This window comes from Terriglobales bacterium, assembly GCA_035543055.1.
In the GTDB taxonomy this organism is placed as follows: domain Bacteria; phylum Acidobacteriota; class Terriglobia; order Terriglobales; family Acidobacteriaceae; genus JAIQFD01.
The window spans coordinates 1-18,977 of the sequence record DATKKJ010000180.1; the positions used below are offsets into that span (position 1 = coordinate 1).

The 18,977-nt window shown below is 63.1% G+C and carries 17 protein-coding genes; 10 read left to right on the plus strand and 7 right to left on the minus strand.

Annotated features, from left to right (window positions below; genetic code table 11):
- Nucleotides 1-1,161 (plus strand): D-alanine--D-alanine ligase family protein (locus tag VMS96_11830; GenBank protein ID HVP44114.1); only part of this gene is annotated, 1,161 nt, incomplete at its 5' end.
- 192 nt (nucleotides 1,162-1,353) lie between these two features.
- On the opposite strand, the gene VMS96_11835 is transcribed toward VMS96_11830, so the two are convergent.
- The 3 genes from VMS96_11835 to VMS96_11845 all read right to left on the minus strand — a co-directional run bounded on the left by VMS96_11835 (nucleotide 1,354) and on the right by VMS96_11845 (nucleotide 4,204).
- Nucleotides 1,354-1,581 carry a hypothetical protein gene (locus tag VMS96_11835; protein HVP44115.1) on the minus strand — a complete coding sequence of 76 codons (228 nt, stop codon included), beginning with the start codon at nucleotides 1,579-1,581 and terminating at the stop codon, nucleotides 1,354-1,356.
- Nucleotides 1,582-1,754: 173 nt separating this feature from the next.
- Complete coding sequence (locus VMS96_11840) at nucleotides 1,755-2,909, minus strand: DUF6569 family protein (protein HVP44116.1); 1,155 nt, start codon at nucleotides 2,907-2,909, stop codon at nucleotides 1,755-1,757.
- Nucleotides 2,910-3,082: 173 nt separating this feature from the next.
- Entirely contained in the window at nucleotides 3,083-4,204 is a 1,122-nt protein-coding gene (locus VMS96_11845; GenBank protein HVP44117.1) for an aldo/keto reductase, read from the minus strand.
- Between the two features lie 187 nt (nucleotides 4,205-4,391).
- Here VMS96_11845 and VMS96_11850 point away from each other — a divergent pair, with 187 nt between their 5' ends.
- From VMS96_11850 to fabD, 5 genes are all read left to right on the plus strand, one after another.
- Nucleotides 4,392-4,874 (plus strand): type II secretion system protein, encoded by a 483-nt coding sequence (locus VMS96_11850; protein HVP44118.1) that lies wholly within the window; start codon nucleotides 4,392-4,394, stop codon nucleotides 4,872-4,874.
- Nucleotides 4,875-5,062: 188 nt separating this feature from the next.
- The gene (locus tag VMS96_11855; protein HVP44119.1) at nucleotides 5,063-5,548 is read left to right on the plus strand and encodes a DUF177 domain-containing protein; all 486 of its coding nucleotides are present in this window, start codon (nucleotides 5,063-5,065) and stop codon (nucleotides 5,546-5,548) included.
- Nucleotides 5,549-5,615: 67 nt separating this feature from the next.
- Nucleotides 5,616-5,801, plus strand: coding sequence for a 50S ribosomal protein L32 (gene rpmF / locus VMS96_11860; GenBank protein HVP44120.1), 186 nt, complete (start codon nucleotides 5,616-5,618; stop codon nucleotides 5,799-5,801).
- Nucleotides 5,802-5,816: 15 nt separating this feature from the next.
- The gene (gene plsX / locus VMS96_11865) at nucleotides 5,817-6,848 is read left to right on the plus strand and encodes a phosphate acyltransferase PlsX (GenBank protein HVP44121.1); all 1,032 of its coding nucleotides are present in this window, start codon (nucleotides 5,817-5,819) and stop codon (nucleotides 6,846-6,848) included.
- A gap of 3 nt (nucleotides 6,849-6,851) precedes the next feature.
- The gene (fabD, locus tag VMS96_11870; GenBank protein HVP44122.1) at nucleotides 6,852-7,799 is read left to right on the plus strand and encodes an ACP S-malonyltransferase; all 948 of its coding nucleotides are present in this window, start codon (nucleotides 6,852-6,854) and stop codon (nucleotides 7,797-7,799) included.
- On the opposite strand, the gene VMS96_11875 is transcribed toward fabD, so the two are convergent.
- Nucleotides 7,793-8,239 (minus strand): hypothetical protein, encoded by a 447-nt coding sequence (locus VMS96_11875; protein HVP44123.1) that lies wholly within the window; start codon nucleotides 8,237-8,239, stop codon nucleotides 7,793-7,795. The genes fabD and VMS96_11875 overlap by 7 nt on opposite strands.
- 289 nt (nucleotides 8,240-8,528) lie before the next feature.
- On the opposite strand from VMS96_11875, the gene VMS96_11880 reads away from it, so the two are divergent.
- The gene (locus tag VMS96_11880) at nucleotides 8,529-9,005 is read left to right on the plus strand and encodes a MerR family transcriptional regulator (protein ID HVP44124.1); all 477 of its coding nucleotides are present in this window, start codon (nucleotides 8,529-8,531) and stop codon (nucleotides 9,003-9,005) included.
- 86 nt (nucleotides 9,006-9,091) lie between these two features.
- Here the strand turns inward: VMS96_11880 and VMS96_11885 are convergent, their stop codons facing one another.
- A complete protein-coding gene (locus VMS96_11885) occupies nucleotides 9,092-9,814 on the minus strand; it encodes a DUF1761 family protein (protein HVP44125.1) in 723 nt (240 codons plus the stop codon).
- Between the two features lie 134 nt (nucleotides 9,815-9,948).
- Between VMS96_11885 and VMS96_11890 the strand changes: the two genes are divergently transcribed.
- The gene (locus VMS96_11890; protein HVP44126.1) at nucleotides 9,949-11,157 is read left to right on the plus strand and encodes a metallophosphoesterase; all 1,209 of its coding nucleotides are present in this window, start codon (nucleotides 9,949-9,951) and stop codon (nucleotides 11,155-11,157) included.
- A gap of 30 nt (nucleotides 11,158-11,187) precedes the next feature.
- On the opposite strand, the gene VMS96_11895 is transcribed toward VMS96_11890, so the two are convergent.
- Together VMS96_11895 and VMS96_11900 are read right to left on the minus strand one after the other, a co-directional pair.
- On the minus strand, nucleotides 11,188-13,947 hold the full coding sequence (locus VMS96_11895; GenBank protein ID HVP44127.1) for an Npt1/Npt2 family nucleotide transporter: 2,760 nt from the start codon (nucleotides 13,945-13,947) through the stop codon (nucleotides 11,188-11,190).
- 127 nt (nucleotides 13,948-14,074) lie between these two features.
- Nucleotides 14,075-14,845 carry a hypothetical protein gene (locus VMS96_11900; protein HVP44128.1) on the minus strand — a complete coding sequence of 257 codons (771 nt, stop codon included), beginning with the start codon at nucleotides 14,843-14,845 and terminating at the stop codon, nucleotides 14,075-14,077.
- A 900-nt stretch (nucleotides 14,846-15,745) separates the two neighbouring features.
- On the opposite strand from VMS96_11900, the gene VMS96_11905 reads away from it, so the two are divergent.
- Together VMS96_11905 and VMS96_11910 are read left to right on the plus strand one after the other, a co-directional pair.
- Nucleotides 15,746-16,537 (plus strand): hypothetical protein, encoded by a 792-nt coding sequence (locus VMS96_11905; protein HVP44129.1) that lies wholly within the window; start codon nucleotides 15,746-15,748, stop codon nucleotides 16,535-16,537.
- On the plus strand, nucleotides 16,537-18,977 hold a 2,441-nt coding region (locus VMS96_11910), incomplete at its 3' end, for a hypothetical protein (protein HVP44130.1). The genes VMS96_11905 and VMS96_11910, both read left to right, overlap by 1 nt.

The following is an 18,977-nucleotide window of genomic DNA, read 5'->3' on the forward strand; positions in this document are numbered from 1 at the left end:
ATCCTGTTCGGCGGGCGCAGCGGCGAGCACGAAGTCTCGTTGCTGTCGGCGGCGTCCGTGGTCAACGCCATTGATAAGAGCAAGTACGACGTAGTGCCCATCGGCATCACCAAGGAAGGCCGCTGGCTGACAGCGCACCACGCCGAGCGCCTGCTGCGCGGCGAGAAGCATCACGAAGAACGCCACCTGCGCGCCGGCGACCCTGACGCCACGCCCGGCGCTGCTGTGCTGGCCAAGGGCGAGGATGTCCTGGTGCCGCCGGTGCCGGAGACCGCGCTGGCGCCCTTGCAAGGGCACGCGGCCGAGGGCGGCCGCGCTACAAACGCGATCGAGGTGGACGTCATCTTTCCCGTGCTGCACGGCACCTTCGGCGAAGACGGCACCATCCAGGGACTGCTGGAGCTGGCGGACATCGCTTACGTCGGCGCCGGCGTGCTCGGCTCCGCCGCCGGGATGGACAAGGACGTCATGAAGCGCCTGTTCGCCGCCGCCGGCCTCCCCATCGTCAAACACATCACCATCTTGCGCTCGCAGTGGCAGGACGACCCCAAAGGCGTCCGCAGGATGGTAGAGAAGAAGCTCAAGTACCCGGTATTCGTGAAGCCGGCGAACCTCGGCTCTTCCGTGGGGATCACCAAGGCGCACGGCCGCAGCGAACTCGCGGGCGCGCTCGACGAAGCCGCCAAGTTCGACCGCAAGCTGATCGTGGAGGAGGGCGTCGGCGGCGCCAAGCACAAGGCCCGCGAGCTGGAGTGCTCGGTGCTGGGCAACGATCGCCCGGAGGCCTCGGTCGTCGGCGAGGTGGTGCCCGGCAAGGAGTTCTACGATTACGAAGCCAAGTACCTGAGCGAAGGCTCGCAGCTCCACATCCCCGCCAAGATCAGCAAGAGGCAGATGAAACAGGTGCAGCAGATGGCGGTCGGCGCCTTCCAGGCGGTGGACGCCTCCGGCCTGTCGCGCGTCGATTTCCTCATGGACCCGAAGAGCCGCAAGGTCTACGTCAACGAGATCAACACCATGCCCGGCTTCACCTCCATCAGCATGTACCCCAAGCTGTGGGCGGCCAGCGGGCTGGAGTATCCCAAGCTCATCGACCGGCTCATCCAGTTGGGCCTGGAACGCCACGCCGACAAGAAGCGGAACAAGTACAGCAAGGATTGACTCATCGATGGCGTCATGGTGAACGGCTTCAGCCGCGAAGCATCTCGCGTGAAGCTTCCGAGTAACTGCACGCGAGATCCTTCGGGCCTAAAGGCCCTCAGGATGACGCCATCGAGGGGATCGTCCCTAAGCAAAAGGAAGAGCCGGGCAGGTTCGCCCGGCTTCTTGGTTCCAGCGATCGTCTGGATGCGGTTACATCACGAGCGCAAGACCTTCCAACTCCTGCTGGATGACCTCCAACGAGCACCGCGCGCCTTCGACCCGGCTGGCGGCGGCACGCGCCGCGTCGGGCGAAACCCCGTATCCATGCCCCATCAGGAACACCTGGAGCATCTCCCCTACCTGCTGGGAATCGAATGCCCCCGCGAGCATCGTATCCCGCAACACCACCATTTCCGTGATGGAGAATCTGTCTTCCATGTCACCTCACCTCCGACCCTTGCTACCCCTTGGCCCCTTTCTTGCTCTGCCGGATTAGACACAACCGAGACCCCGAGAGTTGCGGACAAATATTTTTTCTGGCCCATGCAACCAAACTCACCTTGGCGCGTCCCATGGGTTGCCTCGCCCGTTGACAAATCTTTACTGGGCCCTCATTCCGCCATCTTGCTGATGTGCACGTCGAAGCCGGTCTTGGGCAGCAACGACGCCAGCTCGAATGCGCGGAACCCTTTCCCCCAGATCTCGGTGTGACGGAACACGCCCGGCTCGGTCTCCACCGACTGCCTGCGGCCGTCCAGATCTTCGAGGAACTGCTGCGCTTCAGCGACGCTCGGCGTGCCCCAGCGCGCCCGGCGAGCGGTGACCGCCTCGGCGGCGTAGGAGCGCACCAGCTTGGGCCAGTACTTCTCCAGCAGGGAAGTGCTGGCGAACAGGTCGGCCCAGATGATCTCGCCGTTGACCGCCACCACCACGCCCACCGCGCGCTGCGCGCGAAGTTGCGGCAGCACACTCTCGTACGACTTCTGCATCGGAGCCGCGACCGTATCCACCTGCTTCTTGACCTCCTCGTTGGCCATGACGCCGGCGTAAGAAGTCCTTCCCGCCACTTCCGCCCGCGCGGACGGCGAAAGTGCTCCCGCTACGGCGCTGTTGGAACTGCCGACCGCGTCCCAGACTTTCTGCTGGTCTTTGTCGGCCATGGCTTTGGAGCGCACCGCCGGTTGGGCCATCGGGGCCAGCTTCGAGACGGTCCCGAACTGCTCGGTGGCGCCCGTCCAGCGCCCCGGCTCCACGCAGAAGACGTTCAGGTCGAGTGGCTCGCTGTCGGGCGGCACGATACGGTCCTTGCCGATCACCCGGTCCTGCTTGCCGCCGGTGACGATCTCGCCCGCCAGCAGCAGCAGCGGCCGGTCGGAGTTGTTGATCAGCGCCAGGCTGTTGACCTGCGCGCTGCGGGTTGGCGGGGTGTAGCAGTCGGCGTTCGGTGGACAGCGCCGGCCATGCCGCGGGCGCACCATGCCGCGGACGTTGCTCCACTCTGTGATCACTACTTCGCCCGTGCGCAGACCTTCGTCCAGGGTGAGAAATCGCCCGGTGTCGTAGGTGGTGGCCGCGACCACCGGGAAGATAGTCAGGTTCCCGTGGGAGATCGGCGCCAGTACCTTGTATCCGCTCGAACCGAAGCTTCCGGCCGGCTTCGGATTACCCGCAGGAGCGGGATACCCGGCGTCGGCCCGGTTCCAGCTGGCGAAGCTGAAGAACGCCGCCACCGCCAGCACCGCCGCCACTTTCAGTGAAGTTCGCATATGCCCTCCTAAGTCCCGGCGCGATGCTGAGCGGCCTTTAGGCGCGAAGCATCTTGCGTGTCGCACGCGAGATCCTTCGGGGCTGAAGCCCCTCAGGATGACGCCGTTCAAACGGGGGAATCTCCCTCCGTCGGGAGGAGAACGGAGCCGCCGGACCTTCTTGCAGTGTTTTTCTAGCGGGGAGCGAACAGGCCTTCCCAGGTCTCAGGAGGGGTGGGTGGGTGGCCTCCGACCTCGATGTTCCTGATGACATGCTCGCGGCGGCTCATCCCGATGAGGGCGCAGGCGATGCCGGGCGCCGAACGGGCGAACTGGATGGCGTTGGCGCTATCGCTGGTCATCCCCAGACGCTCGCCCAGGAAGGGCGGCAGGTCCCGCGTCAGGTGGCCCTGGTAAAGACTGGCGCTGCCGACCACGGCGACCCCCAGCCGGCGTGCGATCTCCAGCAACGTCCCCGGCTCTTTCGCCAGGTGTTGATTGCGCAGAGCGAACAGTTCCGGCATTCCCAGGTTGAAAGGCGCCTGCACGAAGCGGAAGTGATGCTGCTCGCCTCCTGCCTGGCGCGCCAGCTCTACCACCTCCGCCAGTTCCATCCCTTCGTGCTCGGTGATGGGCACGCGGAATGCGTTCCACGTGGCGGTCCCGTAAAAACGGATGGTGTTGGCCGCGACCGCTTTCTCCAGCATCTCGAAGGCGGCCTTCAGACGCTTGCGGAATTCTTCGTGCGGGACTTCGCCCAACTGCGACTCAGGATTGTGAACGTAAAAGACATCGATGGTTTCCAGTCCCAGGTTGCGGCGCGAGCGCTCGATCTGGTCGGCCAGGTATTTGGGCGCCATGCAATGCATCCCGCCGGCGACTTCCTGGGGCTTCAGGGTGCCTGGCTCGACGTACTCCTTCAGGAAGTAGGCGCGCGGGTCGGCGGGCATCTCCCCGTCGAACGAGAGATACCCCGCCTTGGTACAGACCACGATCTCGTCGCGGCGGACGCCCGCGTCCATCAGCTTCGACAGGGCCTCGCGAATGTTCCGCTCCGAGCGCTGGTGGCGGTAATTGATGGCCGTGTCCAGCAGATTGATGCCGGAGCGCAAAGCCTCCGCGATGGCCTCGGTGTAACGCTTGTCCCCGGCGTCATCCGGCTCGCCGAGGTAGGTGCCCAACCCGATCGAGGGCAGCCAAAGTTCTCCCGCGCCCGGCACGTGCTCGGGCCGGCGGAAGTGTCCCGCCTGGGCCAGCTGGGGAAACCGTTGACGGTAGCGCGCGGTTCCTTCCGCGGTCGCGAATCCCGGGATCATGGGCCGTTCAGTCTAGCAGGTGGGCGCCCCGGCGCAGGCGCGCTCACTCCGTTCCGATCAAGCCTTTGGACAAGCCCCCGTGCTAGTCCGGATGTTGCTTTCACCTGCCCATGCTGTGTGCTATAGTTCCTGCACTCGTACCCTCCCCAGGATTCCAACCGTGCATGCCAGAGCAAAAGGGGTAGCTATGCGCCGAGAATCCGGCTTCTCTCTGATCGAGCTCTTGATCGTCGTGGCCATCATCTTGGTCATCGCCGCTATGGCCATTCCCAATCTCATCAAGTCCAGGCTGGCGGCCAACGAAGCCTCGGCGGTCTCGTCTTTACGCACCATCAACACGGCTCAGACTACCTACTCCATTACCTATCCGACTTTTGGATACGCCGACAACCTGGCAAAGCTGGGTGCTCCGGCGCCGGGGACACCGGTGAGCCAGAACAATGCCGCGCTGCTGGACTGGGTGCTAGGTTGTGCCACTCAGCCTTGCCAGAAGAGTGGCTACACCTTTGCCATCATCAATCCGAGCGGAAATCCGGTCAGCGCCTACGGCAGCACGGGTGTGCCGGTTACCCCGGGGACGACTGGGATCCGCGGCTTCTGCGGCAGTCAGCTCACGATCATCCGCTACGATCCCAACGGCGGCAGCAACTGCACGACACCCATCGAATGAGCCGTTCTTGACACCTTCTTCGCCGGGCCGCTATTCTTGATGTTTGCCCCGAGGTTGAAGTCCGTTTCTGGCGCCGGCTGGCGGAAACCACGTACTCACCCGCCGGGCCGCAAAGCGCGCGTATGTTCATCAGTATCCAAGAGTTAGAGCTCCGCCAAGTCGAGTTTGCGGAGCGCTTTCGGCCGCAGATGATTGATTTTGGGCCCGAGCTGCGGCAGAAGACGGACTTGATGAGCTCGGGCCGGGCCCAGTTGGTCGAGGAACACCGCGGCGCCAGGCAGACGGTCAAGGACATCCGCCTGGTGGGCGAGTACTCGACGCGGGTGGAGCTGTCCTGCGCCCGCTGCTTGGAGCCGGTGGTCCGCGACCTGGCCCAGCACTTCGACCTGCTGTACCGGCCGCTGGGGGTGGACGCGGGGCCGCACGAGCGCTCCGTCCACGAGGGCGACACCGAGATCGGCTATTACGAGGGCGAGGGCCTGCAGTTGCAGGACGTGCTGCGCGAGCAGGTGCTGCTGGCGGTCCCGCTCAAGGCCGTCTGTCGCGAGGAATGTAAGGGGATCTGCCCGCAATGCGGGCGCAACCTGAACCAGGAGAGCTGCCACTGCGCGGCGACGCCGCCCGATCCCCGCTGGGACGCTCTCAAGGAACTGAAGAAGGATCTGCCGAGTTAAAGAAGTCTGATCAGGAAGTGGCGACCGGGGAACCGCACAGGTTCGCGGTTCGTCCCCGGAGGTACTCATGGCAAACCCGAAACGCAGGCACTCCAAAGCGCGCACCAGCCGGCGCCGCGCTCACGACTTTCTCACCGCCCACTCGCTCTCTGAGTGTCCCAACTGTCACGAGCGGAAGATGCCCCACCGCGCCTGTCCCAAGTGCGGCTACTACAAGGGACGCGAGATCGTAGAAGTCGAAGAGACCAAGTAAGCGGCACGGAGGGCGATGCCGACCGTCATTGCGCTCGATGCGATGGGTACCGACCGGGCCCCCAAGCCCGAGGTCGAAGGCGCCATCTTTGCCGCTCGCCATCATGACGTCGAGGTGCTGCTGGTCGGCCCGGAGCACGCCCTTCGCACCGAACTAGATCACCACCCGGCTGCCGCCGAGCTGCCCATCAGCGTCGTCCCCGCCAGCCAGGTGATCGGCATGCACGAGAAAGCGGCGCAGGCGGTGCGCGCCAAGCGCGACTCCACCATGCGCGTCGGCTGCCGCCTGGTGCGCGAGGGCGAGGCCGCCGGCTTCGTGACCGCCGGCAACACCGGCGCCGCCATGGCCACCGCCAAGATGGTGCTGGGGGCACTGCCCGGCGTGGACCGTCCCGGGCTGGCCGCCGTCTTTCCCACCTCGCAGGGCACCGCCGCTATCATGATCGATGTCGGCGCCAACGTCGACTCCAAGCCCCACAACCTGGAACAGTTCGCGGTCATGGGCGATATCTACTCCCGTGCCATCTTCGGGACGCACAAACCCAAGGTCGGTTTGCTTTCGGTGGGCGAAGAAGAATCCAAGGGCAACGAGCTGACCCGCAGCGCCTACCACCTGCTCAAGCGCCTGCCCTTGAATTTCGTCGGCAACGTGGAAGGGCGCGACCTTTACAACGGCAAGCTCGACGTCATCGTGTGCGACGGTTTCGTCGGCAATGTGGCCCTCAAGATCTCCGAGGGCATGGTCGAGACCGTGCGCTACCTGCTCAAGGAGACCCTGGCTTCCACCATCAGCTCACAGCTCGGGGCCCTGCTCTCGCGGCGCGCCTTCAACGATTTCAAGAAGCGTCTCGACTACTCCGAGTATGGGGGCGCGCCCCTGCTGGGCATCAAGGGCATCTGCATCGTCGGCCACGGCTCCTCCAATGCCAATGCCATCAAGAACGCGCTGCGGGTCGCCTCGGAGTTCGCCAATTCCGGGATCAACGCCAAGATCGAGCACGAGCTGGCGCTCCTCAACGGCAAAGCCGATCCCGCTCTAGCCGACTGACCCATGGCCATCGCCTTCCTGTTCCCCGGACAAGGCTCCCAGGCTGCGGGCATGGGCAGGGAACTCGCCGCTCTGTATCCTCCGGCGCGGCAGACTTTCGACGAAGCCGACCAGGCGCTCGGGTTCAAGCTGTCGCAGATCTGCTTCGAGGGGCCGGACGACAAGCTCAAGCTCACCGAGATCACTCAGCCCGCCATCCTGACGGTTTCCGTTGCCGCCTTCCGCGTGCTGCGCTCCAAGGGTTTCGCGCCCGGCTTCGTTGCCGGGCACAGCTTGGGCGAGTACTCGGCGCACGTCGCTGCCGGCACCCTCGACTTCGCCGATGCCGTGCGCACCGTCCGCAATCGCGGCCTCTACATGCAGGAGGCGGTGCCGGTGGGTGAAGGCGCCATGGCCGCCGTCCTGGGAATGAAGCTGCAGGACCTGCGCGCCGTCTGCGCCGAAGCGGCCCAGGCACAGGTCTGCTCCCCGGCCAACATCAATTCTCCCGACCAGATCGTGATCTCCGGCAGCAGGGCGGCGGTGGAGCGCGCCGCCGAGCTGGCCAAGCAGCGCGGCGCCAAGCGCGCTGTTATGCTGCCGGTCAGCGCCCCATTCCACTGTGCCCTGATGCAGCCCGCCCAGGACCGCCTGGAGAAGGACCTGCGCGCGCTCACGTTTCATCCCATGCAGGTCCCGGTGGTGAAGAACGTGGACGCCACGCCGACGACCGACCCCGACGAAGCCCGCGGCGCGCTGGCGCGCCAGGTCACAGGCGCAGTCCAATGGGACGCTTCGATGCGCGCTTTGATCGCGCAGGGCGTGGATACCTTCGTGGAAGTCGGGCCGGGAAAGGTGCTCTGCGGCCTGATGCGTCAGATCGACCGCACGCGCACCTGCTTGAACGTGGAAGACGAGGCGTCGTTGCACAAGACCGTCGGCCAACTCAGCGCGACCAAGACCACTCAGTAAGGCGAGAATGTCAGGGTCTTGTCTTTGCGCTCCACCCAGATGCGGGCCTCTTCCGCCCGTTCATTGACCTTCACCACCACCACCACCCCACTGCCGCCCTTGGGGGCGGCGGAACCGACGATCTCGTGCTGGCGGATGATGCCCCATTCTCCGCCCGGTCCCCAGTCCACATAAAAATCGTGAAAGGTGTAGTTGGTGTGCTTGGCCTGGTTCTGCTTCCAGTCGGGATCGTTCAGCCAGATGCCGTATGCGGCCTCAAAGTCCTTCTTCTCCAGGGCGGTGAAGAAGCGGTCCACCACGCGCTCGTAGGGCAGATTGCGGAAAAGGTAGAGCAGAGCCGCCACCACCAGCAGCAACGCGACCGCGGTCACGATGATGGCGTTGCGCCGCCGCTCCCGTTTCGGGTCGTACGGTAGAGCTTCGAACAGGGTCGTCGGCATGGCGCTTCATTCTAAACTGCTTTGCGGGCACGCTCTGCCTGGCAACCGGTGCTGAAAATCACAGCAGCTTCAGTTTCCTGAGCGCAAACTCACGCTTTCTGCGTCAATTCCCGCTATGGTCATCCAGATTCCAAGCGAATCAGTCCCGCGGTTTAGCGATAAGTGACATCGTTTCTGCTACTTACTCTTGACTTGCAAGTCAACTTTACTGGCTCAAAACCTGCACTTTCTTGAGTAGCGGCTGTACGAAAATCTGTGTGTTTTCTTGGTGGCCACTATGCGCTTAGGAATGGAAAAGAAGCAGGGACACCTGCCTGACGGCAGCCTGAAGATCGGGGCGGTCGCCCGGCACTTCGGCATCTCGGTGGATCTGCTTCGTCTGTACGAACGCGAAGGCCTGGTCATCCCGCTGAAGTCCAGTCGTGGCACGCGCTACTACACCGAACACGACTACCTATGGATCGGCACGGTCCTGCGGCTGGTCCGCGAGGCACGATTGAATTTCGCCGGGATCCGTCACTTGTTGGCACTTGTACCCTGTTGGGAGATCCGCCACTGCGGTTTTGAGAGCAAGCGGAACTGCCCGGTGATCTCCGACGCTTCCAAGCCCTGCTGGGCGAACCGCTCCGCTTGCCCGGTGGTCTCGGTTCGCGATTGCTATTTCTGCCAGGTGTATCGCTCCGCCCCCAACTCCGAGAACCTTAGGGCTCTGCTGGCCCAGAACGGAAACCATATTGAGCCCGCGAAGCTGGCTGCGGCGGTCTGACCTGGATTCTTGTACGAGGAGAACGGACCTGAAACGGGGGATGGCCCGAGCCATGCCCCGTTTCTTCTCGGCTGCGGCGGCCGTTCTTATGCTCCGACTTCCTGTCGCAGCGCCGGCCAGCCGCTGACCACCGCGGCGCTCAGCGCGCTGCCCGCCAGCGCGTACGTCATCTCCACCCAGGTGAGGGGCAGCCATTCTCCGGGGAAGGCTGGCCGCAAAAGCAGATCGACGACCAGGAAGGCGGCGCATGCCGCCACTGCCAGGGCGATGGCGCGCACCATGCCCAGGCGCCCGGCCACTCGCTCGGCAAGCGCGACCACATATCCCAGCAGCAGGAAACCGGCTAGCGGCACCAGATAGGGCGCGACTGCTTCCGCGCGCGCCCGCGCCGCCTCCTGGCCGAGCCCGTGCAGCCGCACCCAGGCGCGCCCGAACACCGGGTCGGCGTACCAGAACGCTCCCAGCAGCCAGGCGGCGCCGGCTCCCGCCCACACCGCGACGTGGGGCAGCCCGGGTTTCGCGGCCGGCGGCGTCTCCGGCTCGAACAGCTCGTACACGCACTCCTGGTCGCAGTCCTTCTTCTCCGGCCAGCGCGAGCAATCGCTGAGCCGCATGTATTCGCTGCCCGTCAGCGAGGTCGCGGCGCAGTGTAGGGCGTCGATCTCCACCGCCGCCCGTTTCTTGGTCTCCGGGCAGGTCACGCGGTGCAGCCCGCGGCGCACGCGGTACACTTCGCCGGCGTAGAGCATCGGTATCAGGAGGGCGAGAAGGCCGGTCAGGAGGAGCAGGGTCAGGATCAGCCACACCATGGGACACCTCCCCACGGCCGCAGTATCCCGCCGGCCCGTCCGGCTGGCGGTGACGGATGTCACTGCCGCCAGTGATTCGCGGGCCAAGAGCGCTGCTACTGTAAACTGAAGGTTGCTTGTCCGGAGGCAGGGCAATGACGCTTCGCTCGCTGAGTGCTCGTGGGTCACTGCTGGTCCTGGTGCTGGCGGTCTCGATCTGTGCCCCAGGGCAGCGGGTGGTCGCCGTGGGAGATGTGCATGGCGACGCCGGTGCGCTTGCCGGGATCCTGCAGCACGCCGGGGTGATCGATGCCGACCGGCATTGGGCGGGAGGCAGCACCATCCTGGTGCAGGTTGGGGACCTGCTCGATCGCGGTGACCACGGCCGGGAAGTCCTGGACCTGATGATGGCCCTGGAAAAGGAAGCGCCCAAGTCGGGCGGGCGGGTGATCGCTCTGCTCGGGAACCACGAGTTCATGAACCTGGTGGGCGATCTCCGCTATGTGACGCCGGCCGGGTTCGCGGAATTCTCCGCCCCAGACACCGCCAAGATCCGCAGCAATGCCTACCAGCGCTATTGCGCCTGGGAGAAACGGCGCGCCAAGAGGATGGGCTACCCCGCGGTGCCGGAAGCCGAGGCGAGCTGGAACGCCCGCCATCCCTTAGGCTTCGTGGAACAACGGGGGCAATTTTCAGCCAAAGAAAAATATGGTCGTTGGCTTCGGCAGCGTGCAGCCGTCGCCCAGGTTGGCGATGTCATCTTCTTGCACGGAGGCATCGACCCGGCCCTGGATGTCACCGGGGTGGCGGAACTGAACGAACGCATCCAGGCCGAGTTGCGGACATTCGATGAGCTGGTGAGCGATCTCGAGGCGCGCGGCATCATCCTGCCCTTCTTCACCCTGCAGGAAATGTTGGAGTCTGCGGCGGCGGAGCTGAAAGCCGGTGTGAGCGATGCGCAACTGCGTACCCGGCTGGAATACCTGGTCAATTACTTCCGCTGGTACGGCTATCGAGACGATGGGCCGCTCTGGTTCCGCGGCTATTCGCAATGGCCGGAGCAAGAGGGCACAGAGCGCCTGACGGCCTTGCTCGCGCGATCCGGCGCGCGTCATGTGGTCGTCGGTCACACCCCGCAGCCCGAATACCGCATCCGGCAGCGCTTTGGCGGCCAGGTGTTCCTGATCGATACGGGCATCAGCCGGGTTTACGCCCAAGGCCGTCCTTCGGCACTGGAGATCGAGAACGGAAAGTTCACCGCCATCTACGCCGATGAACGAAGGACGCTACTGGATCGGTCGCCGCCCCAATCACAAGAGGCTGGCGCCGGGGACCGCCGTTCGGAGCCGCCGCCTAACCATTGAGTTCGGCCCGCGCAGCCCTGGGCAGGCCGGTCACGCGATGACGGCACGGGCGGCCAGGCGCTGCTTCGCATTGCGCGCTGCGTCCCGCAGCCCGGGATCGTTTGACGAAAGGCATCCTTCCAGGTGGGTGGCAAGGGCGCTCAAACCCAGCGCGCCGATGGCGTGAGCGCCACAGGTCTGCAGCCACGGATCATCGCTGGCGATCAGGAGTGCGACCGCAGTTTCCTGGTCGGGAACTCCGGTACCCAGCAGCCGGTCGGCCACCCGGGCCCGCTCCTCCAGTGAGTACTCACTGTCCAGCAGGGGTACGAGGATCTTCCGAAGCTGCGGCTTCAGCACATTGTCCAGGAACTCCAGCGCGTTGTCGTGCACCACGTGATCTTTCGATTGCAGCCCGACGTAAGCGCTGTGCAGATCGTGTTGCGGATATACCAGGCCGAGCAGGCGAAAGATACGCTCGCGCTCGTGGTCCATGGTCTTGTGCAACGCCTGGATGGCAGCATCATCACGCATCGCGGCCAGCCGGTGCAGCACCTGATGCGAGCGATAGTGGCCCAGGAGTTCGGCCGCGAGAATGCTCTCGACCGCGTCCTGGTCGATGTTGAGGCCCACCGCCTGCCGCCGCAGCTTGTTCAGGGCTGAGATGATGCGGAATCGGAGCGTCGGATCGCCCTGCATCAGGTTCTCCACCAGCACCTGCGCCGCCTCCTCCGTGCCGATCTTCAGCAGTACGCCTGGAAGTTCGTTGCGGATACCGGGCGCGACGTCGGGATCGACCAGGTAATCGCGGATCGTGCCCACGACCGTGTCCCCGAACGAGGCCAGCGCCTCCGCTGCATCCGCGCCCACTGCCGGATCGGCAAGATGCTCGACCAATTCGGGGATGAAGCGCCGGTTCCGGAGCCTTGCGACCGAGCGGAACACTTCCCGTACGACCTCGGGCTCGGGGTCGTCCAGGAGTTCGTGCAAGTGCTGGTCGAAGCCCTCCGGGAGTTCGCCGAGCAAGCGCGCCGCTTCTTTGCGGCTGCGGGTGCGGTCGCCTGGCTTTCCGGCGATCATCTCATTCACGATCGCCTGCACGGCCTCGAGGCTCTGGTTCGGACCGGGTCGCGCCAAGAATGCAGCTACGCCGGAGCGGATGGAGAACTCGGGGAAGTCGCCAAGCTCCTCGATGGTGCTGAGCGGATCGACATTGGTGTACCGCGAGAGGAAGAGCAGGGCCTCGGTGCGCACGCCGAGATCAGGATCGTGCAGCAGCTCGCGTACTTGCGGCGCGATCGACGTGTCTTCCGCCGCGTGCAGCAGAGCCAGGGCCTTGTATCGGACCTGGGCGGAGGGGTGGGCGAGCAGCTTCCGCAGCTTGGGACGGACCGCCTGCTCTTCCTCGACGCCCAATAGGTCGAGGGCATAGAGCACCTCGCGCGGATCATCGGAGGCGAGTTTGGCCTCCATGATCTCGGCGGTCGAGCGGTCCAGGACCGGCGCCATGGCGCGTTCGGTGTCGAGCCGGTGCTGCTGGATGGTGTCGCGTAGCGTGGTGACATACTCGCGGCGGGCGACGACCGCCGCCGCCAGCCATGCCGACAGCAGCCCCACCGAGACCCAGCTCATGTTGCGGGCGGAAACGTGCAGCGAAGTGGCGAAGATCAGCACACCGATCCCGGCCAGGCCGTCGCCGGAGCGCCAGATCACCGTGTCGATGAATGACTTCACCTGCATCTTCAGCCCGGGGGACACGGGCAGGTAGAGCAGCTCGACCGTGGACTTGTCGATGGAATAGCGCAGGACCTGGTCGGTGCTCTTGAGGATCAGCACGGAGAACAAAGTCCCCATGGCCAGGACCCCGAAACTGCTCGCCAGCAGGGCCATGGGCACGAGCGTGAGCGCGATGCCGATGCCGAAGCGCCGCAGGAACCGGGTGGTGAGGAAGAGCTGGCATGCCAGACAGAGGAGGCCGGCGAACAGGTTGAAGTCCGCGAAAAACGCCGCCAGCTTGTCCTTATGGACGAGGAACTGCTTGGCGATGGCTTTGAATTGCCAGCCCGTCATGGTGGTCGCGTAGGACGAGAGGAAGATCAGGGTAGAAACCGAGCGGAGATACTTCGAGCCCCACACCAGGCGCAAGCTGGTCATCAGGCTTGGAATGGAGCCGCGACTCCCGGCGCGGCGCTGCGAACCGGCGGCAAGCTCTTGCACCTGTCGCCGCTCGATCAAAACCACCACGACGGCCGACAGGGCGATGAAAACGGCCATGGCAAGCAAAAGTGCCTCTGTGCCGAAGAGCCGCACCACGCCTTTGCAGAGGAAGCCGGCGAAGATCCAGCCCGCGATGCCGCCGCTGCCCAGCAGCCCGAAAATGCGTTTCGCTTCGCGCGTGGTGAGGACGTAGTTCGCCAGGGTCCAGACTTGGGCCGGCGCCAGCACCCCAAAGATCCCAGCCCAGACGTAGAACACAGGGAACAGCCACGGCCAGTGGTAATGCTTCACCAGGATCCAGAACAGCAGACTATGGAGGGCAAAAAAGAGGAGGCTGGAGACCAGCAACTTCGGCAAGTCCAGACGCCGGCCGATGCGCACATACCCGGCCACCACGAACCCGACCAATACCGCCACGGAGATATCCACGTACGGCAGCTGGACGGCCAGGAACTTGTCCAGAAACAATGCGTCGCGCGCCACCTTGGCGGTCACATAGGTGGTGATGATGAGGAAGAGATACGCGAAAAGCAGCGCACCGCGGGCGAGGTCGCCTTCGCGCAAGTTCAAGACGCGATGCAGCAAACGTTTCATGCGGCAATGTCAAGGATGGTCCGGCGGCGTTTCAGACTGGGCCATCCGCTCGAAACGAGATTCTGCTGGCGCTGCTGTCGTTGGCAGCAGCGGAAGGGTTGCCGGCCTGCCCCTCTGGGTGCTGCGTTCAGTACAGCACTGCGTCTTCGCCTTTTTCTGCAATAAGCTTCTGGAAGTGCGCGACGATCTTGTCGCGTCGCGCCAGCACTGCCTTGAGTTCCGGTTTGGTCAGAAAACCCTCGGTCCTGGCAGCCAGCTCATTGCCATCGAGTGCCTTCAGCTTGGCGAGCAACTGACGGTCGCAGCGTACCAAGTCCCTGGCTTCCTGTAACTGGCCATAAAGGCGGAAGGCGCGTGAGAAATCGACCCGCCAGAGCTTCCAGTCTGGGGTGATCAGGACGTTGGTGAGATTGGCATCCACGTCGTAGACGAGTTGATCGAGCACCCGGACCTTGTACATCTGCTTGTTCCAGGCATCAGGATCCGGCGGAGATACGTGCCTTTTCTTACGTTCTCCCTCATCCATTTGTACTGGCAACCACCAACTGATCGAGCCTCGTCTGCCCTCCCACTTGCGCTCGACGTACACCGGCACCATGTCGTCCAATCCAAGCAGCTCCGCCAACCGAAAGGCGGCGATGTTGTACTTGTAGGAGTCCACGAAGTTGTACTCGGTCTGGCCGGAACTCAACTTCTGCTCATGTTTGTGTTCGTCAATGCTCTGGAACGAGGCGTCGTGTGTCATCTTGCCGTCGCTCAGCGTGAGGCGAAATGGCAGGGTGATGCCCTTCTTGCTCTGCTTATGGGCTACCACCTCGGCGTTCAGCAGGAATTGTTCGATCTGTTCCTTGCTGAGGGCAGACTCGTCGGCGGCCAGGATCGGCCGGACCGCGACCACGGCACTCGCGATGACGAAGGCGAGAAAGAGGACTAGCGTCCTGCTTCGATGGCAAAACCTAACGATCGGAATCCTCCCCACGTCCCCGACCTTACGGGGTAATTCCTCGCGTTTGAACTTTCTGTGACAGCGTGGGAGTTTCCGCTTTTTCAGCCGCACTGTCAAGAGCCATGGGCGGGCCAACCTCTCGATTCGTCTGGTTCGGAGGGCCATTTCGCTGGCAATCTGCCGTAGGCAACCCGGTATGCAACGGGCGCCGCCTCGGCCAGCGTGGAAGGTGCTGTAGACTGGTGAAAGCAGAGCGCTGCGGAGCCGCGGAGGGTTGCGTGAGCGGTCGAAACGGGCGGTCTTGAAAATCGTTTCTGGTTGATTTGCTAACTGATTGGACCAACGATAGAAAGCCCTGCAACCCCTTTAGGTCCCGTCAGTTTGCCTCTTGTGCAGACCTGTTTCCAGCTGTACCGATGTCATCAAGAATGCACGAGGGGTCCCCACAAAAGTCCACACAGCTGTCGTGGGTGACTCTACCGATTCGAGCCTATGTCCATCCGTATTTCCCAGACTCGATAGTTGATTGTTCTGAAAACGGAACAAGAGTCTAGGTCTTCTATTCTGCGAGGGCATCGCAAACCGATCCCCATGAGCCGCCGCTCTCATACTCACACTCCACCACTTGCATTACATTTCGGAACAGAATCGTCGAATCAACGACTTACGCGCAGGGCTAGTCACGTTGATTCGTGACCTGTGTCACCGCCTCCTGCTCCGGCAGTTTGTTATGCAGGCTTCTGTTCCGAATCCGGAACAAAACTGCCCACTTCTGGTCAGCACCGTTCCTGCGGGCGCAATGTTCTCCGCGTCCTGAATTCATCTGGCCGATAACCAAGAAGGAGAGCCGACATGCGGGCGGCAATTCATCTGCTAATCGTCCTGTTCATTTGCATTCCATCAATCGCACAGACCACCGACTCGACTGCATCGTCTTCCGCCTCTGCCCAGCTCGCCACGACCGTGTTGACGCAGATGCTGACCGCCGGAGGTTGGGCACCTGCGACCTTACCCAACGACGCCATAGCCACGGCTACAGCCTCCATGGGAAATGGCGTAATCACGAAGACGATCACCTTCAAGGCACGAGGACGAACGCAGTTTCGCTGGGAATACTCCGATGCCCCCGGCCAGGCCACGAAATCGGACCTGTCGGCAGGACTGGCACGGGCAGCCAACGGCATGGGAATCACGCCCCAGTCGGCCCCGCCCTGGCTCCTGCCTTTCTTGGGCCGATTGCAGGAGTTCGCCGACCCGCAAGTCCGCGTGGAATATCTGGGTACGGAAGTCGTCGGCGAACCGACCTACAAGCTGCGCTTGCGACGGGTGCCCGATGCGACCGACCCCCGTGCCGACGAGGTCAAGGCCGGTTCCCCGATGACGGTGTGGCTCTCGACCACCACCTACCTGCCGGTGCAGATCGAGTATCTGCTGCAGACCTTCACCAACCGGCTCGCCTTTATCCCCCGATTGCGGAAGTACAGCGACTACCGCCCGGTGCAGGGAATCTTGGTCCCGTTCCATCAGGAGATATGGGTCGACGAGCAGTTGGTCTCCACGCTCGATATCACCAGCGTGCAGTTCAACGTCGGGCTTGCAGCCAGGGATTTTCAGCTGACGACAGCTTCTCAGGGAGGCCACTGATGCGCAGCCTCAATATTGGTTTGATCGCCGCCGTTTTGGTTCTTGCCCTCACCTTTGCGGCTCCAGCCGTGGCCCAGCAGCAGTCTCCTTCGGTAGGCCTGGCTGCACAGACGGACACCGGGACTCGCGCTTACATCCCTTATGACGGCACTGTAGAGAACGTCAACCTGACCAACGGCAACCTCAATCTGAAGATTCCGCTCGTTCATCTTCCGGGGCGTAACGGTTTCGATCTTGACCTCAATCTGGAATACGACAGCAAGATGTGGAAGAACGAGGCAGCCTACGATGCGGAACTTGGCTTGCTGACATCTGCCTGGCTTGAAGACGTTCGCAACCCCTACGTAGCCATGGGGTGGCACCTCAACATCCCCAGCATCTACGAGACCAGCCTGCTGCTCTATGATTCCACGGGCGTGCAGTACGGCTGTATCGGTACCACGACCGTCATTCTCGGTGATGGCAGCCGCCACAATTTCTCCAACAATCCGGGCTGCTCCTCTCCCTACGAGATCAATGTGATGGACGCCGAGGACAATAGCGGCGCCATTCTGACGCTGCATACAGCCGACGGCACTGTCCTGGCTTTGCGGAATGGCACCAAGATCTACTTCCCCGGCGCTTCAACCACGGCAACCAAGATGATCGACGCGAACGGCAACACCATCACCTTCAACGCCGGATCAATTACCGACACTCTGGGGCGCACCGTTGTCTTGACGGGGGGAGGAAGCGGTCACGACTGTGCCTTGCAGCAGTCGGGCGGTCTCACGGGCCTTAGCTACACCGATTCCAACGGCAATCCTTTTACCGTTTCTTTCGGCTACACCAACCAGACGGTGAACTGGTCCTTCGGCATGCCGTACACAGACTGGCACCTTCAGCCACCAATTCTCGTGGCAAATCGGAGTGGCTCGTGCAACCGGAGTATGTTGACCTCACTCAACGTCGGCGGTCACGTCTATTCCTTTGATTATCTCCTTTCTGGAAATGGGGAGCTGTCGAAGATTACCTACCCTTCGGGCGGATATACGACTTACAGCTACTTTCCTTATGATCACCTCGAACTCTCGATAGATACTGGCCAGCAGCCTCCTAATGATTATTATTCGATTACCGCTACCTTCCGTGAGGTCACTCAAAAACAGGCCTGCACATCGGCCAACGATTGCGTCACCACAACTTACACTGCCGGTTGGACTCAGGCGAACAATAGCTCGATGACCATCACCTTTCCTGATGGTCACAAGGAGGTCCACAATTTCACCCAGGAGATGATCGCGGGACAGGGTGGGGAAACCTACCACGGGCTGGCAGCCCACGAGACATCGGTCGTTACCAAGTCTTCCTCCGGCACGGTGCTGCAGACCGTGACCACGACCTACTCGGGCACGAAAGCGTGGGACCTCCCGACCACGGTGCAAACAAAGCTTGACGCTAGCGGCCCGACAAAGAAGTACACCCTGCAGTACGACACCTTCACCGCCAATTACCTACCCTGGCTCGACCCGTGGGTCCAGGCGCAGCCGCAGCCCACCACGGTCACCCGCAAGATCGACAACGTCAGCCAGCGCATGGACTACGACTGGGGCCAGAGCAGGCTGCTGCGCAAGACCGTGACCTCCTACGTCCATACGCTCAACGGGCACGATTACTTCTCTGCGGCCATCCGCCTGATGAATCTGCCTGCGACCACCACGACCTACGACGGCGCGGGAAATCAGAAAGCGCAGACCCAATACGTCTATGACGAGCCCACGCTGCTTTCGGCCAGCGGTGCTCCCGGCCACGACGACACTAATTACTCCACCAACTACGTCACCCGCGGCCTTGCCACCCAGGTACAGCGCTGGCGCAACCTCCCCAGCAGCGCGTGGCTGGTCACCTCCAACACCTACGACACCGTGGGCAACCTGCGCTCCTCGACCGACCCCGGCCAGCACACCACCAGCTACGCCTGGGACGACAGCTGGTCGGGCTCGAACTGCCTGCCATCGTCCAACAGCTACGCCTATCTCACGCGAGTCACTAATGCGCTGTCACAGCAAGTAAGCGCCACCTCTTTCCCCTGCACCGGGAGGATGCAGTCGTTCACAGACGCGAACAACCGCGTCACCAGCTACACCTACGACCAGTTCAGCCGCATGCTGACCCGGGCCGCGCCTGACGGCGGTCTGGTGACCAACAGCTTCTACGACACGCCTCCGGTCACGGTGACCACCACCGCCAAGATCACAGATTCGCTGAACCTGGTGAGCCTCGCCCTGGTGGATGGCCTCGGACGCCTCAAGCAGACCCAGCTCACCTCCGATCCCGAAGGCACGGTCTCGACCGACACCACCTACGACGGCCTGAACCGCGTCGTCACGCTTTCCAATCCTTATCGCTCGACCGGCGAATCCACCTACGGCATCACCACCACGAACTATGACGGCCTCAG

Bases quoted from the DNA above. Each gene is read 5' to 3' on its own strand.
- VMS96_11890 (HVP44126.1), top strand. From the start codon at position 9,949: ATGACGCTTCGCTCGCTGAGTGCTCGTGGGTCACTGCTGGTCCTGGTG.
- VMS96_11850 (HVP44118.1), top strand. From the start codon at position 4,392: ATGCGCCGAGAATCCGGCTTCTCTCTGATCGAGCTCTTGATCGTCGTG.
- VMS96_11875 (HVP44123.1), bottom strand. From the start codon at position 8,239: ATGCCGACGACCCTGTTCGAAGCTCTACCGTACGACCCGAAACGGGAG.
- VMS96_11840 (HVP44116.1), bottom strand. From the start codon at position 2,909: ATGCGAACTTCACTGAAAGTGGCGGCGGTGCTGGCGGTGGCGGCGTTC.
- VMS96_11845 (HVP44117.1), bottom strand. From the start codon at position 4,204: ATGATCCCGGGATTCGCGACCGCGGAAGGAACCGCGCGCTACCGTCAA.
- rpmF (HVP44120.1), top strand. From the start codon at position 5,616: ATGGCAAACCCGAAACGCAGGCACTCCAAAGCGCGCACCAGCCGGCGC.
- VMS96_11835 (HVP44115.1), bottom strand. From the start codon at position 1,581: ATGGAAGACAGATTCTCCATCACGGAAATGGTGGTGTTGCGGGATACG.
- VMS96_11905 (HVP44129.1), top strand. From the start codon at position 15,746: ATGCGGGCGGCAATTCATCTGCTAATCGTCCTGTTCATTTGCATTCCA.
- VMS96_11895 (HVP44127.1), bottom strand. From the start codon at position 13,947: ATGAAACGTTTGCTGCATCGCGTCTTGAACTTGCGCGAAGGCGACCTC.
- VMS96_11855 (HVP44119.1), top strand. From the start codon at position 5,063: ATGATTGATTTTGGGCCCGAGCTGCGGCAGAAGACGGACTTGATGAGC.
- fabD (HVP44122.1), top strand. From the start codon at position 6,852: ATGGCCATCGCCTTCCTGTTCCCCGGACAAGGCTCCCAGGCTGCGGGC.
- VMS96_11880 (HVP44124.1), top strand. From the start codon at position 8,529: ATGGAAAAGAAGCAGGGACACCTGCCTGACGGCAGCCTGAAGATCGGG.
- VMS96_11885 (HVP44125.1), bottom strand. From the start codon at position 9,814: ATGGTGTGGCTGATCCTGACCCTGCTCCTCCTGACCGGCCTTCTCGCC.
- plsX (HVP44121.1), top strand. From the start codon at position 5,817: ATGCCGACCGTCATTGCGCTCGATGCGATGGGTACCGACCGGGCCCCC.